A 17,865-nucleotide genomic window follows, 5' to 3' on the forward strand; every position below is an offset into this window, starting at 1 on the left:
GAATGTGTCTCAATGAAAATTGCGGGAAATGACCTTTATCCGCTCCACCTCATCGTCATCATCGACCATAGCCGGCGCGTGTTTCCTGATAGTGCGATGATCTTCCGGCGGCATGCCGCGGTGGAACTCATCGCCCCGCCCATGCGGCAGGGGAAAAGCGCGGTTGCGCTCGCCCACACTTGCCAGCGCCTCTGACAGATCGGTCAGCCGGTGGGCGACCAGATGCACCACCTCGCCTTCCCGCTGGATCTTGCCGTAAATGCCGACCATGCCGGCGGACAACACCACGCGCCGGTATTTTTCGAAGGTCTTGACCCACAGTACCGCATTGGCAATGCCGGTCTCGTCCTCCAGCGTCATGAAAATCACGCCCTTGGCCGAGCCGGGACGCTGGCGCACCAGCACCAGGCCCGCCGTTTCCAGCCATATGCCGTCACGGACGCGCACCGCCTCCGCGCAGGTAACGATGCGCCGGCGGGAAAGATCGCGCCGCAGGAAGGTCATGGGATGTTCGCGCAGCGTCAGCCCCACATGACCGTAATCCTGCACCACCTCGCCACCATCAGTCATGGGCCGGAGCGCGACGGCGGGTTCCTGAAGTTCGTCCACGACAGCATTTTCCCGGCTGGCGGCGGCGGCAAAAAGCGGCAGCGGCTCATCCCGCAAAGCCTTGATGGCCCAGAGCGCTTCGCGTCTGGCAAGCGAAAGCGACGGCAGAAAGGCATCGGCTTCGGCAAGACAGACGAGGGCAGCGGCGGGAACGCCCGCCCGTCGCCAGAGGTCATCCACTGAGGCAAACGCCCGGTCCTGCCGGCCGGCGACGATATCGGCAGCATGATTGTTGGAAAGCCCCTTCACCAGACGCATGCCGAGCCGCACGGCATAACGTTCCCCTCCCTTCGCATCCTTTTCACCCGTCGGTTCCAGCGTGCAATCGAAACGGCTGTTATTGACGCAGACCGGGCGCACCTCCACGCCATGGTCGCGCGCATCGCGCACGATCTGCGCCGGGGCGTAAAAACCCATGGGCTGCGAATTGAGAAGCGCCGTACAGAAAATATCGGGATGATGGCACTTCAGCCATGAGGAAGCATAGGCAATCAGCGCAAAAGAGGCCGCGTGGCTTTCGGGGAAACCATAACTGCCGAAACCTTCGAGCTGCTTGAAGATGCGTTCGGCGAATTCCTGCTCATAACCGCGCTCTACCATGCCATCGATCAGATCCTGCCTGAATTTGGAGATGGTGCCGACATTCTTGAAGGTGGCCATGGCGCGGCGCAACTGATCCGCCTTACCGGGTGAAAACCCGGCGCATTCGATGGCGACGCGCATCGCCTGTTCCTGGAAAAGGGGTACGCCGAGCGTCTTGCCCAGCACATTTTTAAGCTCCGGCTTCGGATAATCCTCTTTTTCCTTTCCATCTCGGCGACGCAGATACGGATGCACCATATCTCCCTGAATGGGGCCGGGACGAACAATGGCGACCTGAATGACAAGGTCGTAGAATTTTGCCGGTTTCAGGCGCGGCAGCATCGACATCTGCGCCCGGCTTTCAATCTGGAAGGTGCCAAGCGTATCGGCCTTCTGGATCATTTTGAAGGTTGCGAGATCATCATCCGGCATGGAAGTGAGATCGTACTTCTCCCCATACCGCTCCTCAAGCATATCGAAGCCGCGCTTCATGCAGGAGAGCATGCCGAGCGCCAGGCAATCCATCTTCATGAACTTCACGACATCGATATCGTCCTTGTCCCATTCGATGATCTGGCGATCATCCATGGCGGCGGGTTCTATCGGCACCAACTCGTCCAATCGGTCATGGGTCAGAACAAAGCCGCCCGGATGCTGGCTATGGTGGCGCGGCGTGCCTACAAGCTGGTTGGCCAATTCAAGGGCAAGCTTCAGACGACGGTCCTCCATATTGAGGTTCAGCTCCTTCACCTGCTTCTCGTCCACCCCTTCGCTCCAGCGCCAGACCTGTGAGGACAGGAGTTTCGTCAAATCTTCGGGCAGGCCCAGAACCTTGCCGACATCGCGCAACGCCCCGCGCCCGCGATAACGGGTGACGACCGAACACAGTGCGGCCTTGTCGCGACCATAGGTATCATAGACCCACTGGATGACCTCCTCGCGCCGCTGATGTTCAAAATCTACGTCGATATCAGGCGGTTCGCGCCGTTCTTCCGAAACGAAACGTTCGAACAGGAGGTCAACCTTGAGGGGATCAATGGCGGTGATGCCAAGCACGTAACACACCACCGAATTGGCCGCCGAGCCGCGTCCCTGACAGAGAATATCCTTCCCCCGCGCGAATTGGACGATGGCATTCACCGTCAGGAAATAAGGGGCGTATTCCAGCTTGCCGATCAGGCCAAGCTCATGATGCAACGCCTTTTCCACCTTCTCAGGCAAACCTTTCGGATACCGCCCCGGCACCGCTTCCCAGACCATCTTCTCCAGCGCCTGCTGCGCCGTCAGCCCCGGCAGGCTGCGCTCCTCGGGATATTGATAGACCAGTTCCTTCAGCGAAAATTTACAGCGTTTCGCAATTTCGAGACTGCGGGCAAGCGCTTCAGGGTAACGGGCAAACAGCCGGTGCATCTCTTCCGGCGGTTTCATGTAACGGTCGGCGTGGCGTTCGCGGCGAAAACCGGCCTCATCGATGGTGCAATTGTGCCTTATGCAGGTGACGACATCCTGTAGCATTCGCCGCTCCGGCACATGAAAGAGCACGTCATTAGTCACCACGGTCGGCACACCTGCGACCTGCGCCATCTCCGATAGCTCGAAAAGCCGCATCTGGTCGTTGGGGCGTCTTCTGAGGCTGAGTGCCATATAGGCCCGGTCGGCAAAGGCGGCTTTGAGCCGCCGCAGGCGAAGCGCGCAGAGATCATCCGCGAGGTCAGCGAGCAGCACGACGATCAGGCCTTCGCCATAGGCAACGAGATCGTCCCAAGCCAGCCGGCATTTGCCCTTGCCGCCTCTTTTCTTGCCGACGGAAAGCAGCCGGCAAAGCCGCCCGTAAGCCGGGCGATCCATGGGGTAAACAAGCACGGAAAGATCGTCATCCAGATCGAGCCGGCAGCCGATGATGAGGCGGATGCCATGATTATTGGCGGCTTCATAAGCGCGGGGAATGCCCGCAAGACTGTTGCGGTCGACAATACCCAGCGCCTCAATACCGAGATTTTTGGCCTGTTCGAAAAGCTCCTCGCAGGAGCTTGCCCCACGCAGGAAGGAAAAATGCGTGGTCACCTGCAGCTCGGCATAACGGGGCGTATTCATGCGAAGACCCCGTGAATGAACCAGCCCTGTGAGCCCGTTTCGGCATGTTCGCCATCACCGGAGCGGAAAATCCAGAAGCGCTCGCCGCCTTCGTTTTCCACCATGAAATAATCGCGCACGGCGGCCTTTTCCCGGTCGCGTTTCCACCATTCGCCGAACACCCGTTCCGGCCCGTCGGCCCGCCTGACATTATGGCGCACGCCTTTCCAGAGGAAATAACGCGGCGGATGGTCGGGCAACAGCGCCAGCGTCTCGATGGGTTCAGGCCTTGCAAAAAGCCTGACCGGACGCGGCCAGTGGCCGGGCCAGCCGAGCGTATCCTCCGCCGCCAGCGCCGCAACTGAAGTAAGGGAGCGTTCCGGCACATCGCTTGCCACCGCCGCATAACGATAGACCCGGTGGCCGCGATTGAGGATGACATCGACCGTATCGGCGATTTCCGCACGGCCTTCCTCCAGAAGCGAAGAACGGGCCTGCGCGGCGACAAGCGGCTCGGCATGGGTGGCGGTCAGCACCATCATCTCGATGCCGAAGCCGGGATCGATGGTGTCGATGCGGTCAGTCAAAAGCCGGACAAGCTGTTTGACATCGCGCACCGGTCTGGATGTGCCGGCCCGTATGGCCTGCAGACCGCTATCCACCCGGTGCAGCACCAGATCGACCCGGCGCGCGCCGAGGCCGCGTTTTTCCAGCGCGACGCAAAGTTCGGCAACCAGTTTTTGCGTATAACGGGCAATCGTTTCCGCCGCTGCGATGGGTTCGGGAAAGGCGCGCCGCACCTCCACCAGTTCGGCCACCCGCACCGGTTCGATGGGTTCGCCGATCTCCCCGAGCGCCTGGGAAAGACGGCGAACGAGCTCGGGGCCGAAACGCAGGGTCAGCGGCGCGCGCGGGGCTTCGGCAAGCTCGCCGATGCTGCGGAAACCGAGCACCTTCAGCCCGGAAACGATACGCTCCTCCAGCCTGAGCGCAGCAAGCGGCAAGCCGCTGATCGCGACACGCTGCCCGCCCGGCGGCACGATGCTGATCGCGTCACGGCCAAAGCGCGCCAGCGCATGGGCCGCACCCCAGCTATCGGCAATGGCGGCGCGGGCGGCAAAGCCGGCGGCATGCAGGCGGTTGACCATGCCGCTCAGCATCAGCGTCTCATTGCCGTGCAGATGGTCCGCACCCGCCGTGTCCAGCACCAGCCCGTCGGGTGGGTCGGCGGCGACGATCGGGGCATAGATGCGCAGGAAATGAAAGGCCAGCTGCTGCAGGGCGCGGGCATCATCAGCCGCATCCAGATCTTCAACGAGAAGACCCGGCACCAGCGCCTGCGCCTTGCTGACCGGTGTGCCGGGGCGGATGCCCGCCGCCTTTGCCGCCTTGTCGAGCGCCAGCACAAGCCGGCGGCTGCCCTGACGACCAATCATGACCAGCGGCTTTTCAACCGGCGGCGCGTTCTTGCCCGAAAGACGCCGGAAACGATCCGTCGGCCATGTCGGCAGGTAGAGCGAGACGACCCTTTGCATCACAGGCTTCCACTTCAAATTCGGCACTTTCGCCGCCGCGACACCGCAAGAGCTCCAGAAACCAGCGCGGCCTGCCCACCCCCGGCACCGGCAGGGGGGATGAAGGCCGCACGGAAATGCGCCAGCGGGTCACCGCCGCCGTCGGCTCCCCGAACAGCGCCGCATCGGCTTGACGCCGGAAGCGGCGGATGGCGATGCCGGTAACTCCAGAGGTTTCCGCCGCCAGCTGCAGCCGCCGCGAGGCGGTCATCGGCAGTTTCGCCACTTCACCCATCACCGCGCCGAAACCATTGCAGCGCAAGCCCTCCTCGAAACAGTCGAGCACGCCTTTCTCATCGCGGCATTCAACGATGATGAGCCGGTTCTGCGACAGGCCGGCCTGCGTCAGGCCCGGCATGAACAGATCCCGCCGGGTGACACACCATAAAACCTTGCCGGAAAGCCGTGCCGCCACACCGGCAGCAAACAGCGCTGCCGCTGCCCCATCGGCAGCGCCATTGCCGCCGCCGCTCAGCTCATGCAGGCAACCGAGCTTCAGCCCGCCTCCCGGCAGGTGATGGTCGATGGCATCCACGCCGAAAGGCAGGGTCTCGTGCAGCCGCTCAGGGCCGTTACCGATCCTTTCCAGCCTTTCACGCAGCTCTTCGACAACGAGCAACTGGTCCGCGCGCTTTTGCATGGCATGACGGTTTTCAATTCCGGATTTTCAATCTTGCTGTTCTTGTTTTGTTCCCATTTCAGCAAAGAGTCAAGCAACAGGCTGTCGCTCATCAACAGTTTGCACGGGAAGAGAGGATTAAGCCCTTGCAGCGCTTCGTCCCGCCGTTAAAACGGAATTGTCCGTTCGTTGCCGTTCTTCTCACGAGAACCGATGCACCACGGACATCAGCGTTTTGGAGGAAACCGCCGATGATCGCCAGCATTCTGATTGCCGTGGTTGCGGCCATCCACATTTACATCGTCATTCTGGAAATGCTGCTGTGGGAAAAACCGGCCGGCCGCAAGGCCTTTGGTCTCTCGGCGGATTTCGCCCGGCAGACGAAAGTGCTGGCCGCCAATCAGGGGCTTTATAACGGGTTTCTGGCAGCCGGGCTGATCTATGGGCTCATGCAGGGCGATACCGGGCTGAGCTTCAAGGTCTTCTTCCTCACCTGCGTTCTGGTGGCCGGTATTTTCGGCGCGGTTACCGCCAATACCATGAAGATCCTGTTCATTCAGGCGCTGCCCGCCCTTTTGGCGCTTGGCGCGCTCTGGATTGGAGTGTGAACGATGACCGCATGGAATGACCGCCGCGCCAAAGACGCCCTCAACCGGATTTTCATGGCGGCAGTCGCAAGCGCCGATCCGGCGAAGGTGCTGCAACACCACCTTCCCTCCCCGCCCAAAGGCCGCTGCGTGGTGGTGGGGGCGGGCAAGGCCTCGGCCGCCATGGCCGCAGCGCTCGAAGCGGCATGGCCGCATGTCGATCTTTCCGGTGTGGTGGTGACGCGTTACGGTCATGCCGTTCCGGCCGGCCGCATCGAGATCATCGAGGCCTCGCATCCCGTGCCTGATGACAAAAGTGCGGAGGCGGCCAAACGCATTCTCGCCGCCGTTGAAGGCCTGACCGCCGAGGACATGGTGATCGCGCTGATCTCCGGCGGCGGTTCGGCGCTGATGGTCGCCCCCGCTGAAGGCATGACGCTTGCGGACAAGATGGCCGTCAACCGTGCCCTTTTGGCCAGCGGCGCGACGATCTCGGAAATGAACGCCGTGCGCAAGCACCTCTCCCGCATCAAGGGCGGACGGCTGGCGCTGGCCGCCAAACCGGCCAGGGTCGTTTCACTGCTGATTTCCGACGTGCCCGGAGACGACCCCTCCGAGATCGCCTCCGGCCCGACGGTTGCCGACCCAAGCGACATCGAAACCGTGCGGGAAATCGTCTCCCGTTATGCGCTCGATCTTCCCGAAAACGTGCGCAAGGTGCTGGAAAAAGGCGAGGAAACCCCGAAGGCGGGCGATATCGAGGAAGATATCCGGCTCATCGCCGCCCCCTCGCTCGCCCTGCAGGCGGCAGCGGATAAGGCGGTGAAACTTGGACTTACGCCGCTCATCCTCGGAGATTCGCTGGAAGGCGAGTCAAAAGATGTCGGCGCCGTCATGGCCGGCATCGCCCTTTCCGCCAGCCGCAAGGGCCTGCCGGTCAAAGGCCCGGCCGTGCTGCTTTCCGGCGGCGAAACCACGGTCACGCTGAACAGGGGCGTTGGCGGCAAGGGGCCGGCCGGCAAGGGCGGCCGCAACACGGAATTCCTGCTGAGCCTCGCGCTGACGCTCAAAGGTGCGGACGGCATCTGGGCCATTGCCGGCGATAGCGACGGCATAGACGGCGTGGAGGATGCGGCGGGTGCGGTGGTGACACCGGACACGCTTGCCCGCATGCGCGAAGCCGGTATCGATCCGCGCCAATCGCTCGTGGGCCACGACAGCTACACCGCTTTCAGGGCAGCAGGAGACCTTGTCGTGACGGGGCCGACGCTGACGAATGTGAATGATATCCGCGCGATTTTGATCGGGTGATAGCGGGGGGATTTCGCAGGGATTACCGGCCTTCAGGCGTGGGCGTCGTGGAGGGAAGACGTTTTGACTATGCCCTCGGACAGGAGTAATCTGGAGGGATATCCTTTGGAGCTTCAGCCATGCGTCCTGGAGTGCTCATACTTGGCCTGATCATGGCCCTTATTCCAAGTTTGGCGGATGCCCACAATTGCAAATGCCGAAATCGCGGCGTCATGTTCCAGCTCGGCCAGACATCCTGCCTGAAGGTCGATGGCGGCTCTTATCTCGCGCGCTGCGAGATGAAGCTCAACGTTTCGTCCTGGACAAAGATTGAGGACGGTTGCCCCATAACGGAACGGGCGCAGACGCAGTCAAGCCGAGTCAATTGATGGCGTTGGGTGGAGGCAGGCCAAGCTCTGCATCGCAGCCGCGTATCGCCACAGCCTTCATCCTTCCGGTTCCGACAAATAATCCTGAACCAAGAGCCAAGCGATGACGCGAGCGCATGCCACTTGTTTCTTCTCCCCGCCGGGGAGAAGTCCGCGGCAGCGGGATGAGGGGGCAAGGATCGAGATATTCGGCAACGTTGCCCCCTCATCCGACCCTTCGGGCCACCTTTCTCCCCGGCGGGGAGAAGAAGCTTGCCGCGCCCCCGTGCGCAATCTTATAGCTTCACCCAGCCGCCATTCTTCTTGCCGGACTCGATGCAGGCCGTGACGAAAGCGACACCTTTAACCCCGTCATCCACGGTCGGGTAAATCACCGCCGCGTCGAGCGCCGAGCCGGTGCGGCGGGCTTCGATGGCATGCGCCGCCTCGGTATAGATGGTGGCGAAGGCTTCGAGATAACCTTCCGGGTGGCCGGACGGAATGCGGGTGACGCGTGCTGCCGCAGCCCCTGCCCCGGCGCCGCCACGGGTGATCAACTGCTTGGGCTCGCCAAGCTTCGTGAACCAGAGATAGTTCGGGTCGGCCTGCGTCCACTCGATGCCGGCCTTGTCGCCATAAACACGAACCTTCAGCCCGTTTTCGTGACCGACGGCAACCTGGCTGCACCAGAGTAGCCCCTTGGCCGCCTGCTTGCCGCCCTTTTGCTTGAAGCGCAGCATCACATGCGCGTTGTCGTCCAGCCGGCGGCCTTCGACAAAGGTGTGCACATCCGCCGCCAGCTCATCCGCTTCCAGACCGGAAATGAAGCAACCGAGATTATAGGCATGTGTGCCGATATCGCCGGTCGAGCCGCCGACGCCCGATTGCGCCGGATCGGTACGCCAGACAGCCTGTTTCGCACCGGTCTGTTCCACCGCTTCCGTCAGCCAGTCCTGCGGATATTCCATCTGCACCAGACGGATGGTGCCGAGTTCACCGGCCTCCACCAGTTCTCGCGCCTGCCGCACCATGGGATAGCCGGTATAATTATGCGTGAGGATGAACAGGGCATCGGCCTTGTCGGCCACCTGCTTCAGCTTTTTGGCGTCTTCCAGGTTGGAGGTCAGCGGCTTGTCGCAGATGACATGGATGCCGCGCTCCAGAAACGCCTTGGCGGCCGGATAATGCACATGGTTGGGGGTGACGATCGCTACCGCCTCAATGCCATCCTCACGCAGCGCTTCCTTTTCGGCCATTTCCTCGAACGAACCGTAGCAACGCTCGGGATCTAGCCCCAGCTCACGGCCGGAGGCGAGGGATTTTTCCGGCGTCGAGGACAGTGCCCCCGCCACGAGATCGAAGCGATTGTCGAGCCGCGCGGCCATGCGGTGAACGCCGCCGATAAATGCACCCGAACCGCCACCCACCATGCCAAGGCGAATCCGCTTGTTCGCCTTGTCGGTTGTCTTTCCTTCAATAGCCATAATATCTCCCCTGAAATGCTCTCAAAGCCCAAGCATACGGCGGTTGGCCGCATCGTCCGTGCCGCTCGATGCGAAATCGTCAAAGGCTTTTTCCGTGACGCGGATGATATGCGCCTTGACGAATTCGGCCCCTTCCCGGGCGCCATCTTCAGGGTGCTTCAGCGCGCATTCCCACTCGACCACGGCCCAGCCATCGAAATCATTGGCCGCCATCTTGGAGAAGACCGCACCGAAATCCACCTGCCCGTCGCCCAGCGAACGGAACCGACCCGCGCGGTTGACCCAGCCCTGATAACCGCCATAAACGCCCTGCCGTCCGGTCGGATTGAACTCCGCATCCTTGACGTGGAACATCTTGATGCGGTCCTTGTAGATGTCGATATTGTCGAGATAATCGAGGCATTGCAGAATGTAATGCGAGGGGTCGTAGAGCATGTTGGCGCGCTTGTGGTTCTTCACCCGCTCCAGGAACATCTCGAAGGTCACGCCGTCATGCAGGTCTTCGCCCGGATGGATTTCGTAGCAGACATCCACACCCTGCTCATCGGCATAATCGAGGATCGGCGTCCAGCGTTTCGCCAGCTCATCGAAGGCCGTTTCCACCAGACCGGCCGGGCGCTGTGGCCACGGGTAGACGAAGGGCCAGGCAAGCGCACCGGAAAATGTGGCATGCGCCTTGATTCCGAGATTTTTCGACGCCTTCAGCGCCAGCTTCACCTGCTCCACCGCCCATTGCTGACGCGCCTTGGGGTTGCCGCGCACTTCCGGTGCGGCAAAACCGTCAAAGGCCTCGTCATAGGCGGGATGAACGGCGACGAGCTGACCCTGCAGATGGGTGGAAAGCTCGGTCACTTCCACGCCGTTCTGGCGCGCGACACCGGCGAACTCGTCGCAATAATCCTTCGATTCCGCTGCTTTTTTGAGATCGATCAGCTGCCCGGCCCAGGTCGGCACCTGCACGCCGAGGTAGCCTTTTTCCGCCGCCCATTTGGTAATGCCGTCCCAGCTGTTGAAGGGTGCGGCATCGCCGGCAAACTGGCCGAGAAAAAGACCCGGCCCCTTGATCGTTCTCATAAAAATCTCCTCCTGTATCGATGCAGTTTCGCGGTAATCCGCTTTTTCCCAAGCGCCAAGCTAACCGCTCATGATTTTCAAACAAGCCCCAAAAACGGAGGGACGAGAGAATTTCCGCATTTCGTTGAAAATGCGGAAGGCGCTTAAAGCGCCAGTCCGCTCGCCCTGTCGAAGACGTGCACACGCTCATGGTGCACGGTGGCGGCAAAGGGAGTGTTGACCTTGACCGGCTGCTCGCCATCCACCACCGCCGTCACATGATCGCCCGCCAGTTCGAAGATCACATGGGTCTGTGCGCCTGTCGGCTCCACCAGCAGCGTCCGGCCGGAGAGAGACACATCACCGCCGATGGCCGAGCCGATATGTTCCGGCCTCAAGCCAATCGTTACCGGCTGGCCGCGTTTGACCTTTCGGGAGGTGGCAATGCGGATCGCGGTGCCGTCCTTCAGCCGGGCGGCGGGCTGATCGCCCTCACCATCGACCACGCATTCGATGAGGTTCATGGCCGGCGAGCCGATGAAGGCCGCGACGAAGAGATTGGCGGGCGTCTTGTAAAGTTCAAGCGACGTGCCCTGCTGTTCGATGCGGCCGTGATTGAGCACCACAACCCGGTCCGCCAGTGTCATCGCCTCGATCTGGTCATGGGTGACATAGATGGACGTCGTTCCAACTTTCTGGTGCAGCGCCTTGATTTCACTGCGCATCTGCACGCGCAGCTTGGCGTCCAGGTTTGACAGCGGCTCATCGAACAGGAAGACCGCCGGGTTGCGCACCACGGCCCGGCCCATGGCGACACGCTGGCGCTGCCCGCCGGAAAGCTGCGAGGGCTTGCGGTCGAGAAGCTTGCCGAGGTCGAGCATGCGGGCGGCTTCCGCCACGCGCTCCTCGATGACGTTTTTCGGCTGGCCGGCGAGCTTCAGGTTGAAGCCCATATTTTCTGCCACCGTCATGTGCGGATAAAGCGCATAGGACTGGAACACCATGGCGATGTTGCGCTCACGCGGGGTCATACCATTGACCACCTTGTCGCCGATGAGAATATCCCCATCGGTGATTTCCTCCAGCCCGGCGATCATACGCAAAAGCGTGGACTTGCCGCAGCCGGAAGGCCCGACCAGCGCGATGAATTCACCATCCGCTATATCAAGCGAGATGCCGTGAATGACATCGAGCGCGGCGTAGGACTTGGCGATATCCCTGAGTTCGACGGAAGCCATGTTTTGCTCCTTTCAAGTCACGATTTGACGGCACCGGCCGTCAGGCCCGCGATGATATGTTTCTGTGCGAGGAAGAAAACGATGACGGTCGGCAGGATCGTCAGCGTGATGAAGGCGAGAACGAGCTGCCATTCGGTGCCGAATTCGCCGCGATACACCATGATGCCGAGCGGCCAGGGATATTTCGATTCCGAGTTCAGCATGATCAGCGGCAGGATGTAGCTGTTCCAGCTGCCGACGAAGGAGACGATGCCGACGGTCGCCACAATCGGCCGCGAAAGCGGCACGGAAATGTGCCAGAAGAACCGCAGATACCCGCAGCCATCCACGAAGGCGGCCTGAAACAGCTCCTCCGGCAGATTGCGGAAATAATTGCGGAACAGGAGAATGCTCATGCCCAGCCCGAAGGCCACCTGCGGCAGCACCACGCCCCAATAGGTGTCAAGCAGGCCGAGATCGCGGATGCGGATGAACAACGGCAGGATGGCGGTGGCCGCCGGGAACATCAGCCCTAGCAGGAAATAATTCAGCAGGAATGACGAGCCGAAGAACTTCACATGCGCGAAGGTGAAGGCGGCCATGGCCGAAACGGTCAGCGTCAGGAACACCGTCAACAGCGCGATCACAAGCGAATTGAAGATTTGCAGCCAGTAACGTTTGCCGAAGAGAATATCGCCATAATTGGCCCATTGCCATTCGGCAGGAATGCCGAACGGGTTGACGCGCAGGTCGCCCAGCGTCTTGAAGCCGCCAAGCGCGGTGGTGAGCAACGGGATGAGCACGATGGCCGCGATCAGGCTCAGCGAAATGTAAAGGTAGAGCTTCGTTTGCAGCGGCATGCGGACGGAGGTGGATGTGTCAGTCATGGCGCATGAAAATCCTTTTGTAACCGAAGGCGAGCGTCACGCAGATGACGAAAAGAACGACGCCGACCGCACTGCCAAGCCCCACCTGCATGCGCATGACACCGTAAGTGTAGAGGAACGTGACCATGGTCTGCGTGGAGTTGGATGGCCCGCCGCCGGTGAGCGGCATGATCATGTCGAAGAGCTGCAATGAGCCGATCACCGCAAAGAAGACGGAAAGGCGAACGGTTGAGCCGAGCATCGGCAGGGTGACATAACGGAACTTCTGCCAGCCGGAAGCGCCATCGATTTCGGCGGCTTCCAGCACATTCTTGTCGACGGATTGAAGTCCGGCGATGAACAGCATCATGTGAAAGCCGAAATATTTCCAGACGATGACGCCAAGCACGGCATAGATCGCCACATCCTTGTCGGCCAGCACGTAAGGATTGGCGAAGCCGAAGAAATTGGAAATGGCGGCGAAGAGGCCGTAATCGCCGTCATAAACGAAACGCCAGATCAGACCGGCTGCGACATCCGCCAGCACATAGGGCAGGAAGAAAACCAGCCGGAAGGCGACGACGCCGGGAATACGGTGCGCCAGCATCATCGCAAGCCAGATCGCCAGCGGGATCTGGATCAGAACCGAGATCAGGATGATGAGGCCGTTATTGAGCAGGGCCTGCGAGAAGGCGGCGTTGCCGAACAGGACCTGAAAATTCCTTAAGCCCACGAAATCCGTCGGCGTGCCATAGCCGTTCCAGCGATAAAGGCTGTACCACGCCGCCTCGCCCATGGGCAGGATGACGAACAGGGTAAAGAGCAGCAGTGCGGGCGGCAGGAAGACCAGAAGGGTCAGCGCCCGGTCATGCGCAACCGAACTTTGCTTGCGCTTCGGCTTTGCCGCGCCGCGCGCCGGTATCGACGCAGAAGTCATGGAAATATCCGTCATCTCTATCCGCTTTCATGGAGGCAGATAATTGCGGCGCCGCATCCCGCGCGGCGCCGTCATGGAACACAAATCAGCGAAGCTCGAAAGCGTCCTGAATTTGTTTGGCGCCCTCTTCCGCGCTCATCTGGCCGGAAACGATCTCGACGGAGACGTCGTTGACGACACGGCCGACGGCGGCCCCCAGCGTCTGGTCGAAGAAGTTCTGGTGCCAGGTGGAGCCGGCAAGCTGTTTGGCCGAATCCGCCAGCAGCGGGTTCTTGACCGCGCCGTCCGCCCCGCTCGCAACCGGCAGGATCATGCCGGCAGCCGCCATCTTTTCTTCGCTTTCCTTGCTGGTCAGGAATGTCGCAAAATCAATGGCTTCCTTGGATGCATTTTTCGTGACTGCCCAGCCGTTCAGACCGCCCAGTGTATCGGTGGCCTTGCCCGCGCCGCCCTCGACGACCGGGAAGGCGAAGCGGCCGATATTGTCTGCGGCCAGCCCCTTGCCGTCACCGGCATTCTTGCGCTGGTTGGCTTCCGTATTGTCGAAACCGAGAATAATCGCTGCCTTGCCGTCACCGAAGACACCGAGCGCCTGCGGCCAGGTGGAGCCGAGATAACCGGGCTGGAAGGGTTCCAGCTTGCCGAATTCGGCCAGCTGCTCGCCAGCCTTGATGATGGCCGGATCCATGAAACCTTCACCTTCGCCCTTGCGGGCGGCATCGAACACGGCCTGCCCGCCAACGCGCATGACGAGATAGCTCCAGTAGAAATGGATCGGCCATTTTTCACCGCCGCCACCGGCGATCGGGACGATGCCCGCTTCCTTGATCTTCTTGACCGTGGTGCCGAGATCGTCCCAGGTCTTGATGTCTTCCGCCTTCACGCCGGCCTTGGCAAACAGCTCCTTGTTATAGAAGAAGCTGACGAGGCTGACCTTGTAGGGCACGGCCCAGACCTTGCCATCGAAAGACAGGCCGTCGATTGCGGATGCATTGTAGGCCTGACGCAGCTTGCCGCCATCGGCGTCGAAAACCTCGGTCAGGTCCTTCAGTGCGCCGGTCTTGGACTGTTCCTCAAGAACGCCGCCACCCCAGCTATAGAAAAAATCCGGCACGTCGTTGGATTGCAGCAGCGTCGGCAATTTTGCCTTGAAAGCCTCGTTTTCGAGGAACTGCAGCTGAATATCGACATCGGGATGCTTGGCCTCGTATTCCTTGGCGATCTCCTCCCAGACAGCCACGGATTTCGGGTCCAATTCCACATGCATCCATTTAACGACGGTCGCCGCCGAGGCGCTGGCCGCGCCGAGCATCAGGGCTATGCTTGTCGTTGCGGCAAAGGCGATCCGCCTGCCGCTCAGGCTTGCGCCTGCGTGCCAATAGGTCATGTTCGTGATCCTCCCTGGGGTTCCTCACCATTTATTCCCCAATGCGGATTAATTCACCCCACACCCTGCCCAATGTCAAGGCGGGTTGCTGATTTTTTACCCTGACGGCTTGACACACCCCTCCCGGCAGACGTTATTTAATCCGCAATCCGATATAAATTCGTTTTAGATCGAACCCGATCGCAGCAGGACCCCATGAAGACCGCAGACCCCGAATTAATGCGCGCGATCAACAGGCTGAGCGTGCTGGACAGCATCCGCCGCCATGGGCCGATCTCGCGGGTGGAAATCAGCGAAAGAACGCAGCTCTCCACCACCACCGTTTCGGCGATCACCGCCTCGCTGCTCGATGACGGGCTGATTCTCACCCGCCATATCGGCGATATCCGCACCGAAGGCGCACGCGGCAGGCCGCGCGTGATGCTGGAACTGAACCCGGATGCCGCCCGCGTGGTGGGCGCGAAGATCGCCGCGAGCCGCATGGTCTTCGTCGTCACCGATTTCTGCGGCAACGTGCTTTCGACGCTTGCCCTGCCGATCCGTGTCGACCGCCAGCCCATCGGCGTCATCGCCGATCTGGTGGAGGACGGGGTGCGGCGCTGCGTGGTCGATGCCGGTCTTTCGCTGGAAGATGTGGACATGGTCTGCCTCGGCCTGCCCGGCGTCATCGAACATCGCACCGGGAAAATCCGCAGCAGCCCGATTTTGCGGGAAGTAAACGTCAATTTCGCCGAGGAAATGACCGCACGGCTGAATTCGCCGACCATCATCGAAAGCGACGCCCACGCCATCACGCTCGCCCACCACTGGTTCGGCCATGCGCGCGATCTGGAAGACATGGTGCTGATTTCGCTCGAACAGACGCTCGGGCTTGGCGTGCTGCATCAGAACCAGCTGTTTCGCGGCGCCGGCGGTCTCAGCCACAATCTCGGCGATCTTGTCATCGGCCTTGCCAATGAGGGCACTGTGCGGCTGGCGAGTCAGGCGGGTGAAAACGCCATTCTGGGCTCACGCCCTGCGGATGGGCGCTTTGCCGAGGCGATCCGGCTCGGCCGTGGCATGCAGCATGCCCATGCATTGATCGCGGCGGAAGACCACGATCTCATCGCGGCCGCTTTGCGCGCCGGCGCGGCGCTGGGCCTGACACTTGCCAATATCGTCACGCTGTTTGCGCCGCCGCGAGTCATCATCACCGGCTCCAGCCTCGAGCTCGGAGAACCCTTCATCGCCAGCATCCGCGACAGCTACAACGCCGCCGTGCCGCCTTCGCTGGCCGGCGTCGCCGAGCTGGTTTTCGATATTGCGAGCGACGAATTATGGGCGCAGGGGGCAGCGGCCGTCGCGCTTTACGAGCTTTACGAATCGCCATGGAACACCACGGGGCCGGCACTCTGACCAGCAAGGTTGAGCACGGGCTTCGGCATTTCTGATTTACGGGAGGAAATCACATGAACAGGGTCGGTATCGGCATCATCGGCTGCGGCAACATTTCCAGCGCCTATCTCAAGGCCATGGCGTCGTTTCCCATTCTCGACATTCGCGGTCTCGCGGATATGAATGAGGCGGCCGCGAAGGCCCGCGCCGATGAATTCAACCTCCAGGCAAAAAGCATCGACGCACTTCTCTCCGATCCCTCCGTGGAGATCATCGTCAATCTGACCATTCCCAAGGCGCATGTGGAGGTGGGGCTGCGCGCGCTGGACGCCGGCAAGCACGCCTATTCCGAAAAGCCGCTCGGCATCAATTTCGCCGAGGGAAAACGCCTTGCCGATGCGGCAAAGGCAAAGGGCCTGCGCATCGGCTCGGCCCCGGATACCTTCCTCGGCGGCGGGCACCAGACCGCACGCCGGCTGATCGATGAGGGCGTGTTGGGCCAGCCGGTCGGCGGCACGGCCACCTTCATGTGCCCCGGCCACGAGCGCTGGCACCCCAACCCCGCCTTCTATTACGAAGTTGGCGGCGGGCCGATGCTGGATATGGGACCCTATTACATCACCGATCTCGTCAACCTGTTCGGCCCGGTCGCCAGGGTGGCGGGTTTCGCCATCGCGCCGCGCAATGAACGCCTCATCACCAGCGAACCGAAGAACGGTGAAAAAATCCCTGTCCATGTCGCCACACATGTGTCCGGCGTGCTGGCTTTTGAGAACGGCGCTGTGGTGCAGGTGGGCATGAGCTTCGATGTGGCGGGCCACAAACATGTGCCGCTGGAACTCTATGGCACTGAAGGCACGCTGATCGTTCCCGATCCAAACCATTTCGGCGGCGAAGTGCAATTGCTGAAGAAGGGCGGCCAGTTCGAGCCGCAGGCGCTGTCATCCCCCTATGCGGACGGCAATTACCGCTCGATAGGCGTCGCGGATATGGCCCATGCGATCCGCGAAAACCGCCCGCATCGCGCCAATGGCGATCTTGCCCTGCATGTGCTGGAGGTGATGGAAGCCTTCCAGACGGCATCGGACAGCGGCGCCGCCGTTTCCATCACCACCAAGGCGGAGCGCCCTGCCCCGCTTGAAACATCGCTGGTCGACGGCCAGCTCGGCAAATAATCCTGAGGAGGAAATAAATGCGCGAAGCACTCATCGTCTGGGGCGGCTGGAGCGGCCACGAACCGCAGGAATGCGCCACCATCGTAAAGGACATGCTGGAAGAGGACGGTTTCAAGGTCTATGTCGAGCACAGCACGGAGGCCTTCGCCGATCCTTCAGTGCATGATCTCAGCCTCGTCGTGCCCATCGTCACTATGTCGAAGATCGAAAAGGAAGAGATCAAGAACCTGACGGCCGCCGTGGAAAACGGCGTCGGAATTGCCGGTTTTCACGGTGGCGCGGGCGACAGTTTCCGCGAATGCGTCGAATATCAGTTCATGATCGGCGGCCAGTGGGTTGCCCATCCCGGCAATATCATCGACTACCATGTCAACATCACCCGCCCCGACGATCCGCTGATGGAGGGGATTTCCGATTTCCCCTATACGTCGGAGCAATATTACATGCATGTCGACCCCTCCAACGAGGTGCTGGCGACGACGAAGTTTACAGGCGACCACGCATGGTGGATCGACGGCGTGGTGATGCCGGTGGTCTGGAAACGCAAATACGGCAAGGGCCGCGTCTTCTATTCGGCGCTCGGCCATCAGGCCAAGGAGTTTTCCGTGCCGCAGATGAAGACCATGTTCCGCCGCGGCGCGAACTGGGCGGCGCGTTGAGGTTATCGGAA

Annotated in this window: 15 protein-coding genes; 6 read left to right on the forward strand and 9 right to left on the reverse strand. The window is 61.2% G+C overall.

What is annotated here, in order from left to right:
* Nucleotides 1–9: 9 nt before the first annotated feature.
* The 3 genes from EM858_RS22985 to EM858_RS22995 are packed head-to-tail and all read right to left on the reverse strand — an operon-like array spanning nt 10 to nt 5,478.
* A complete protein-coding gene (locus EM858_RS22985) occupies nt 10–3,285 on the reverse strand; it encodes an error-prone DNA polymerase (protein WP_127758067.1) in 3,276 nt (1,091 codons plus the stop codon).
* Complete coding sequence (locus EM858_RS22990) at nt 3,282–4,799, reverse strand: DNA polymerase Y family protein (RefSeq protein ID WP_164865536.1); 1,518 nt, start codon at nt 4,797–4,799, stop codon at nt 3,282–3,284. The genes EM858_RS22985 and EM858_RS22990 overlap by 4 nt, the downstream gene beginning before the upstream one ends.
* Nucleotides 4,714–5,478, reverse strand: a complete 765-nt coding sequence (locus tag EM858_RS22995) for an ImuA family protein (protein WP_127758068.1) — start codon at nt 5,476–5,478, stop codon at nt 4,714–4,716. The genes EM858_RS22990 and EM858_RS22995 overlap by 86 nt, the downstream gene beginning before the upstream one ends.
* Before the next feature lie 230 nt (nt 5,479–5,708).
* Here EM858_RS22995 and EM858_RS23000 point away from each other — a divergent pair, with 230 nt between their 5' ends.
* The 3 genes from EM858_RS23000 to EM858_RS27475 all read left to right on the forward strand — a co-directional run bounded on the left by EM858_RS23000 (nt 5,709) and on the right by EM858_RS27475 (nt 7,723).
* The gene (locus tag EM858_RS23000) at nt 5,709–6,065 is read left to right on the forward strand and encodes a DUF1304 domain-containing protein (protein WP_080820661.1); all 357 of its coding nucleotides are present in this window, start codon (nt 5,709–5,711) and stop codon (nt 6,063–6,065) included.
* A gap of 3 nt (nt 6,066–6,068) precedes the next feature.
* Entirely contained in the window at nt 6,069–7,355 is a 1,287-nt protein-coding gene (locus EM858_RS23005; RefSeq protein ID WP_127758069.1) for a glycerate kinase, read from the forward strand.
* A gap of 119 nt (nt 7,356–7,474) precedes the next feature.
* Nucleotides 7,475–7,723 (forward strand): hypothetical protein, encoded by a 249-nt coding sequence (locus EM858_RS27475; RefSeq protein ID WP_127758070.1) that lies wholly within the window; start codon nt 7,475–7,477, stop codon nt 7,721–7,723.
* Nucleotides 7,724–7,998: 275 nt separating this feature from the next.
* Here the strand turns inward: EM858_RS27475 and EM858_RS23015 are convergent, their stop codons facing one another.
* From EM858_RS23015 to EM858_RS23040, 6 genes are all read right to left on the reverse strand, one after another.
* Complete coding sequence (locus EM858_RS23015) at nt 7,999–9,186, reverse strand: Gfo/Idh/MocA family oxidoreductase (protein WP_127758071.1); 1,188 nt, start codon at nt 9,184–9,186, stop codon at nt 7,999–8,001.
* A gap of 21 nt (nt 9,187–9,207) precedes the next feature.
* Nucleotides 9,208–10,260 carry a sugar phosphate isomerase/epimerase gene (locus EM858_RS23020; protein ID WP_059757362.1) on the reverse strand — a complete coding sequence of 351 codons (1,053 nt, stop codon included), beginning with the start codon at nt 10,258–10,260 and terminating at the stop codon, nt 9,208–9,210.
* 143 nt (nt 10,261–10,403) lie between these two features.
* Nucleotides 10,404–11,477: a sn-glycerol-3-phosphate ABC transporter ATP-binding protein UgpC gene (gene ugpC, locus EM858_RS23025; RefSeq protein WP_127758072.1), complete on the reverse strand. Its 1,074-nt coding sequence runs from the start codon at nt 11,475–11,477 to the stop codon at nt 10,404–10,406.
* A 17-nt stretch (nt 11,478–11,494) separates the two neighbouring features.
* Nucleotides 11,495–12,343, reverse strand: coding sequence for a carbohydrate ABC transporter permease (locus tag EM858_RS23030; RefSeq protein ID WP_078052712.1), 849 nt, complete (start codon nt 12,341–12,343; stop codon nt 11,495–11,497).
* The gene (locus EM858_RS23035; protein WP_127758073.1) at nt 12,336–13,274 is read right to left on the reverse strand and encodes a sugar ABC transporter permease; all 939 of its coding nucleotides are present in this window, start codon (nt 13,272–13,274) and stop codon (nt 12,336–12,338) included. The genes EM858_RS23030 and EM858_RS23035 overlap by 8 nt, the downstream gene beginning before the upstream one ends.
* Nucleotides 13,275–13,344: 70 nt before the next feature.
* Nucleotides 13,345–14,646: an extracellular solute-binding protein gene (locus tag EM858_RS23040; RefSeq protein ID WP_127758074.1), complete on the reverse strand. Its 1,302-nt coding sequence runs from the start codon at nt 14,644–14,646 to the stop codon at nt 13,345–13,347.
* Nucleotides 14,647–14,841: 195 nt separating this feature from the next.
* On the opposite strand from EM858_RS23040, the gene EM858_RS23045 reads away from it, so the two are divergent.
* From EM858_RS23045 to EM858_RS23055, 3 genes are read left to right on the forward strand one after another with little or no spacing between them, the layout of a single operon-like run.
* Nucleotides 14,842–16,041 (forward strand): ROK family transcriptional regulator, encoded by a 1,200-nt coding sequence (locus tag EM858_RS23045; protein WP_020809468.1) that lies wholly within the window; start codon nt 14,842–14,844, stop codon nt 16,039–16,041.
* A 53-nt stretch (nt 16,042–16,094) separates the two neighbouring features.
* Nucleotides 16,095–17,195, forward strand: a complete 1,101-nt coding sequence (locus EM858_RS23050) for a Gfo/Idh/MocA family oxidoreductase (RefSeq protein WP_127758075.1) — start codon at nt 16,095–16,097, stop codon at nt 17,193–17,195.
* Between the two features lie 17 nt (nt 17,196–17,212).
* Nucleotides 17,213–17,854: a ThuA domain-containing protein gene (locus tag EM858_RS23055; RefSeq protein ID WP_003523774.1), complete on the forward strand. Its 642-nt coding sequence runs from the start codon at nt 17,213–17,215 to the stop codon at nt 17,852–17,854.
* Nucleotides 17,855–17,865 lie beyond the last annotated feature (11 nt).

It is taken from the genome of Agrobacterium sp. CNPSo 2736 (genome assembly GCF_004005385.1).
In the GTDB taxonomy this organism is placed as follows: Bacteria; Pseudomonadota; Alphaproteobacteria; order Rhizobiales; family Rhizobiaceae; genus Agrobacterium; species Agrobacterium leguminum.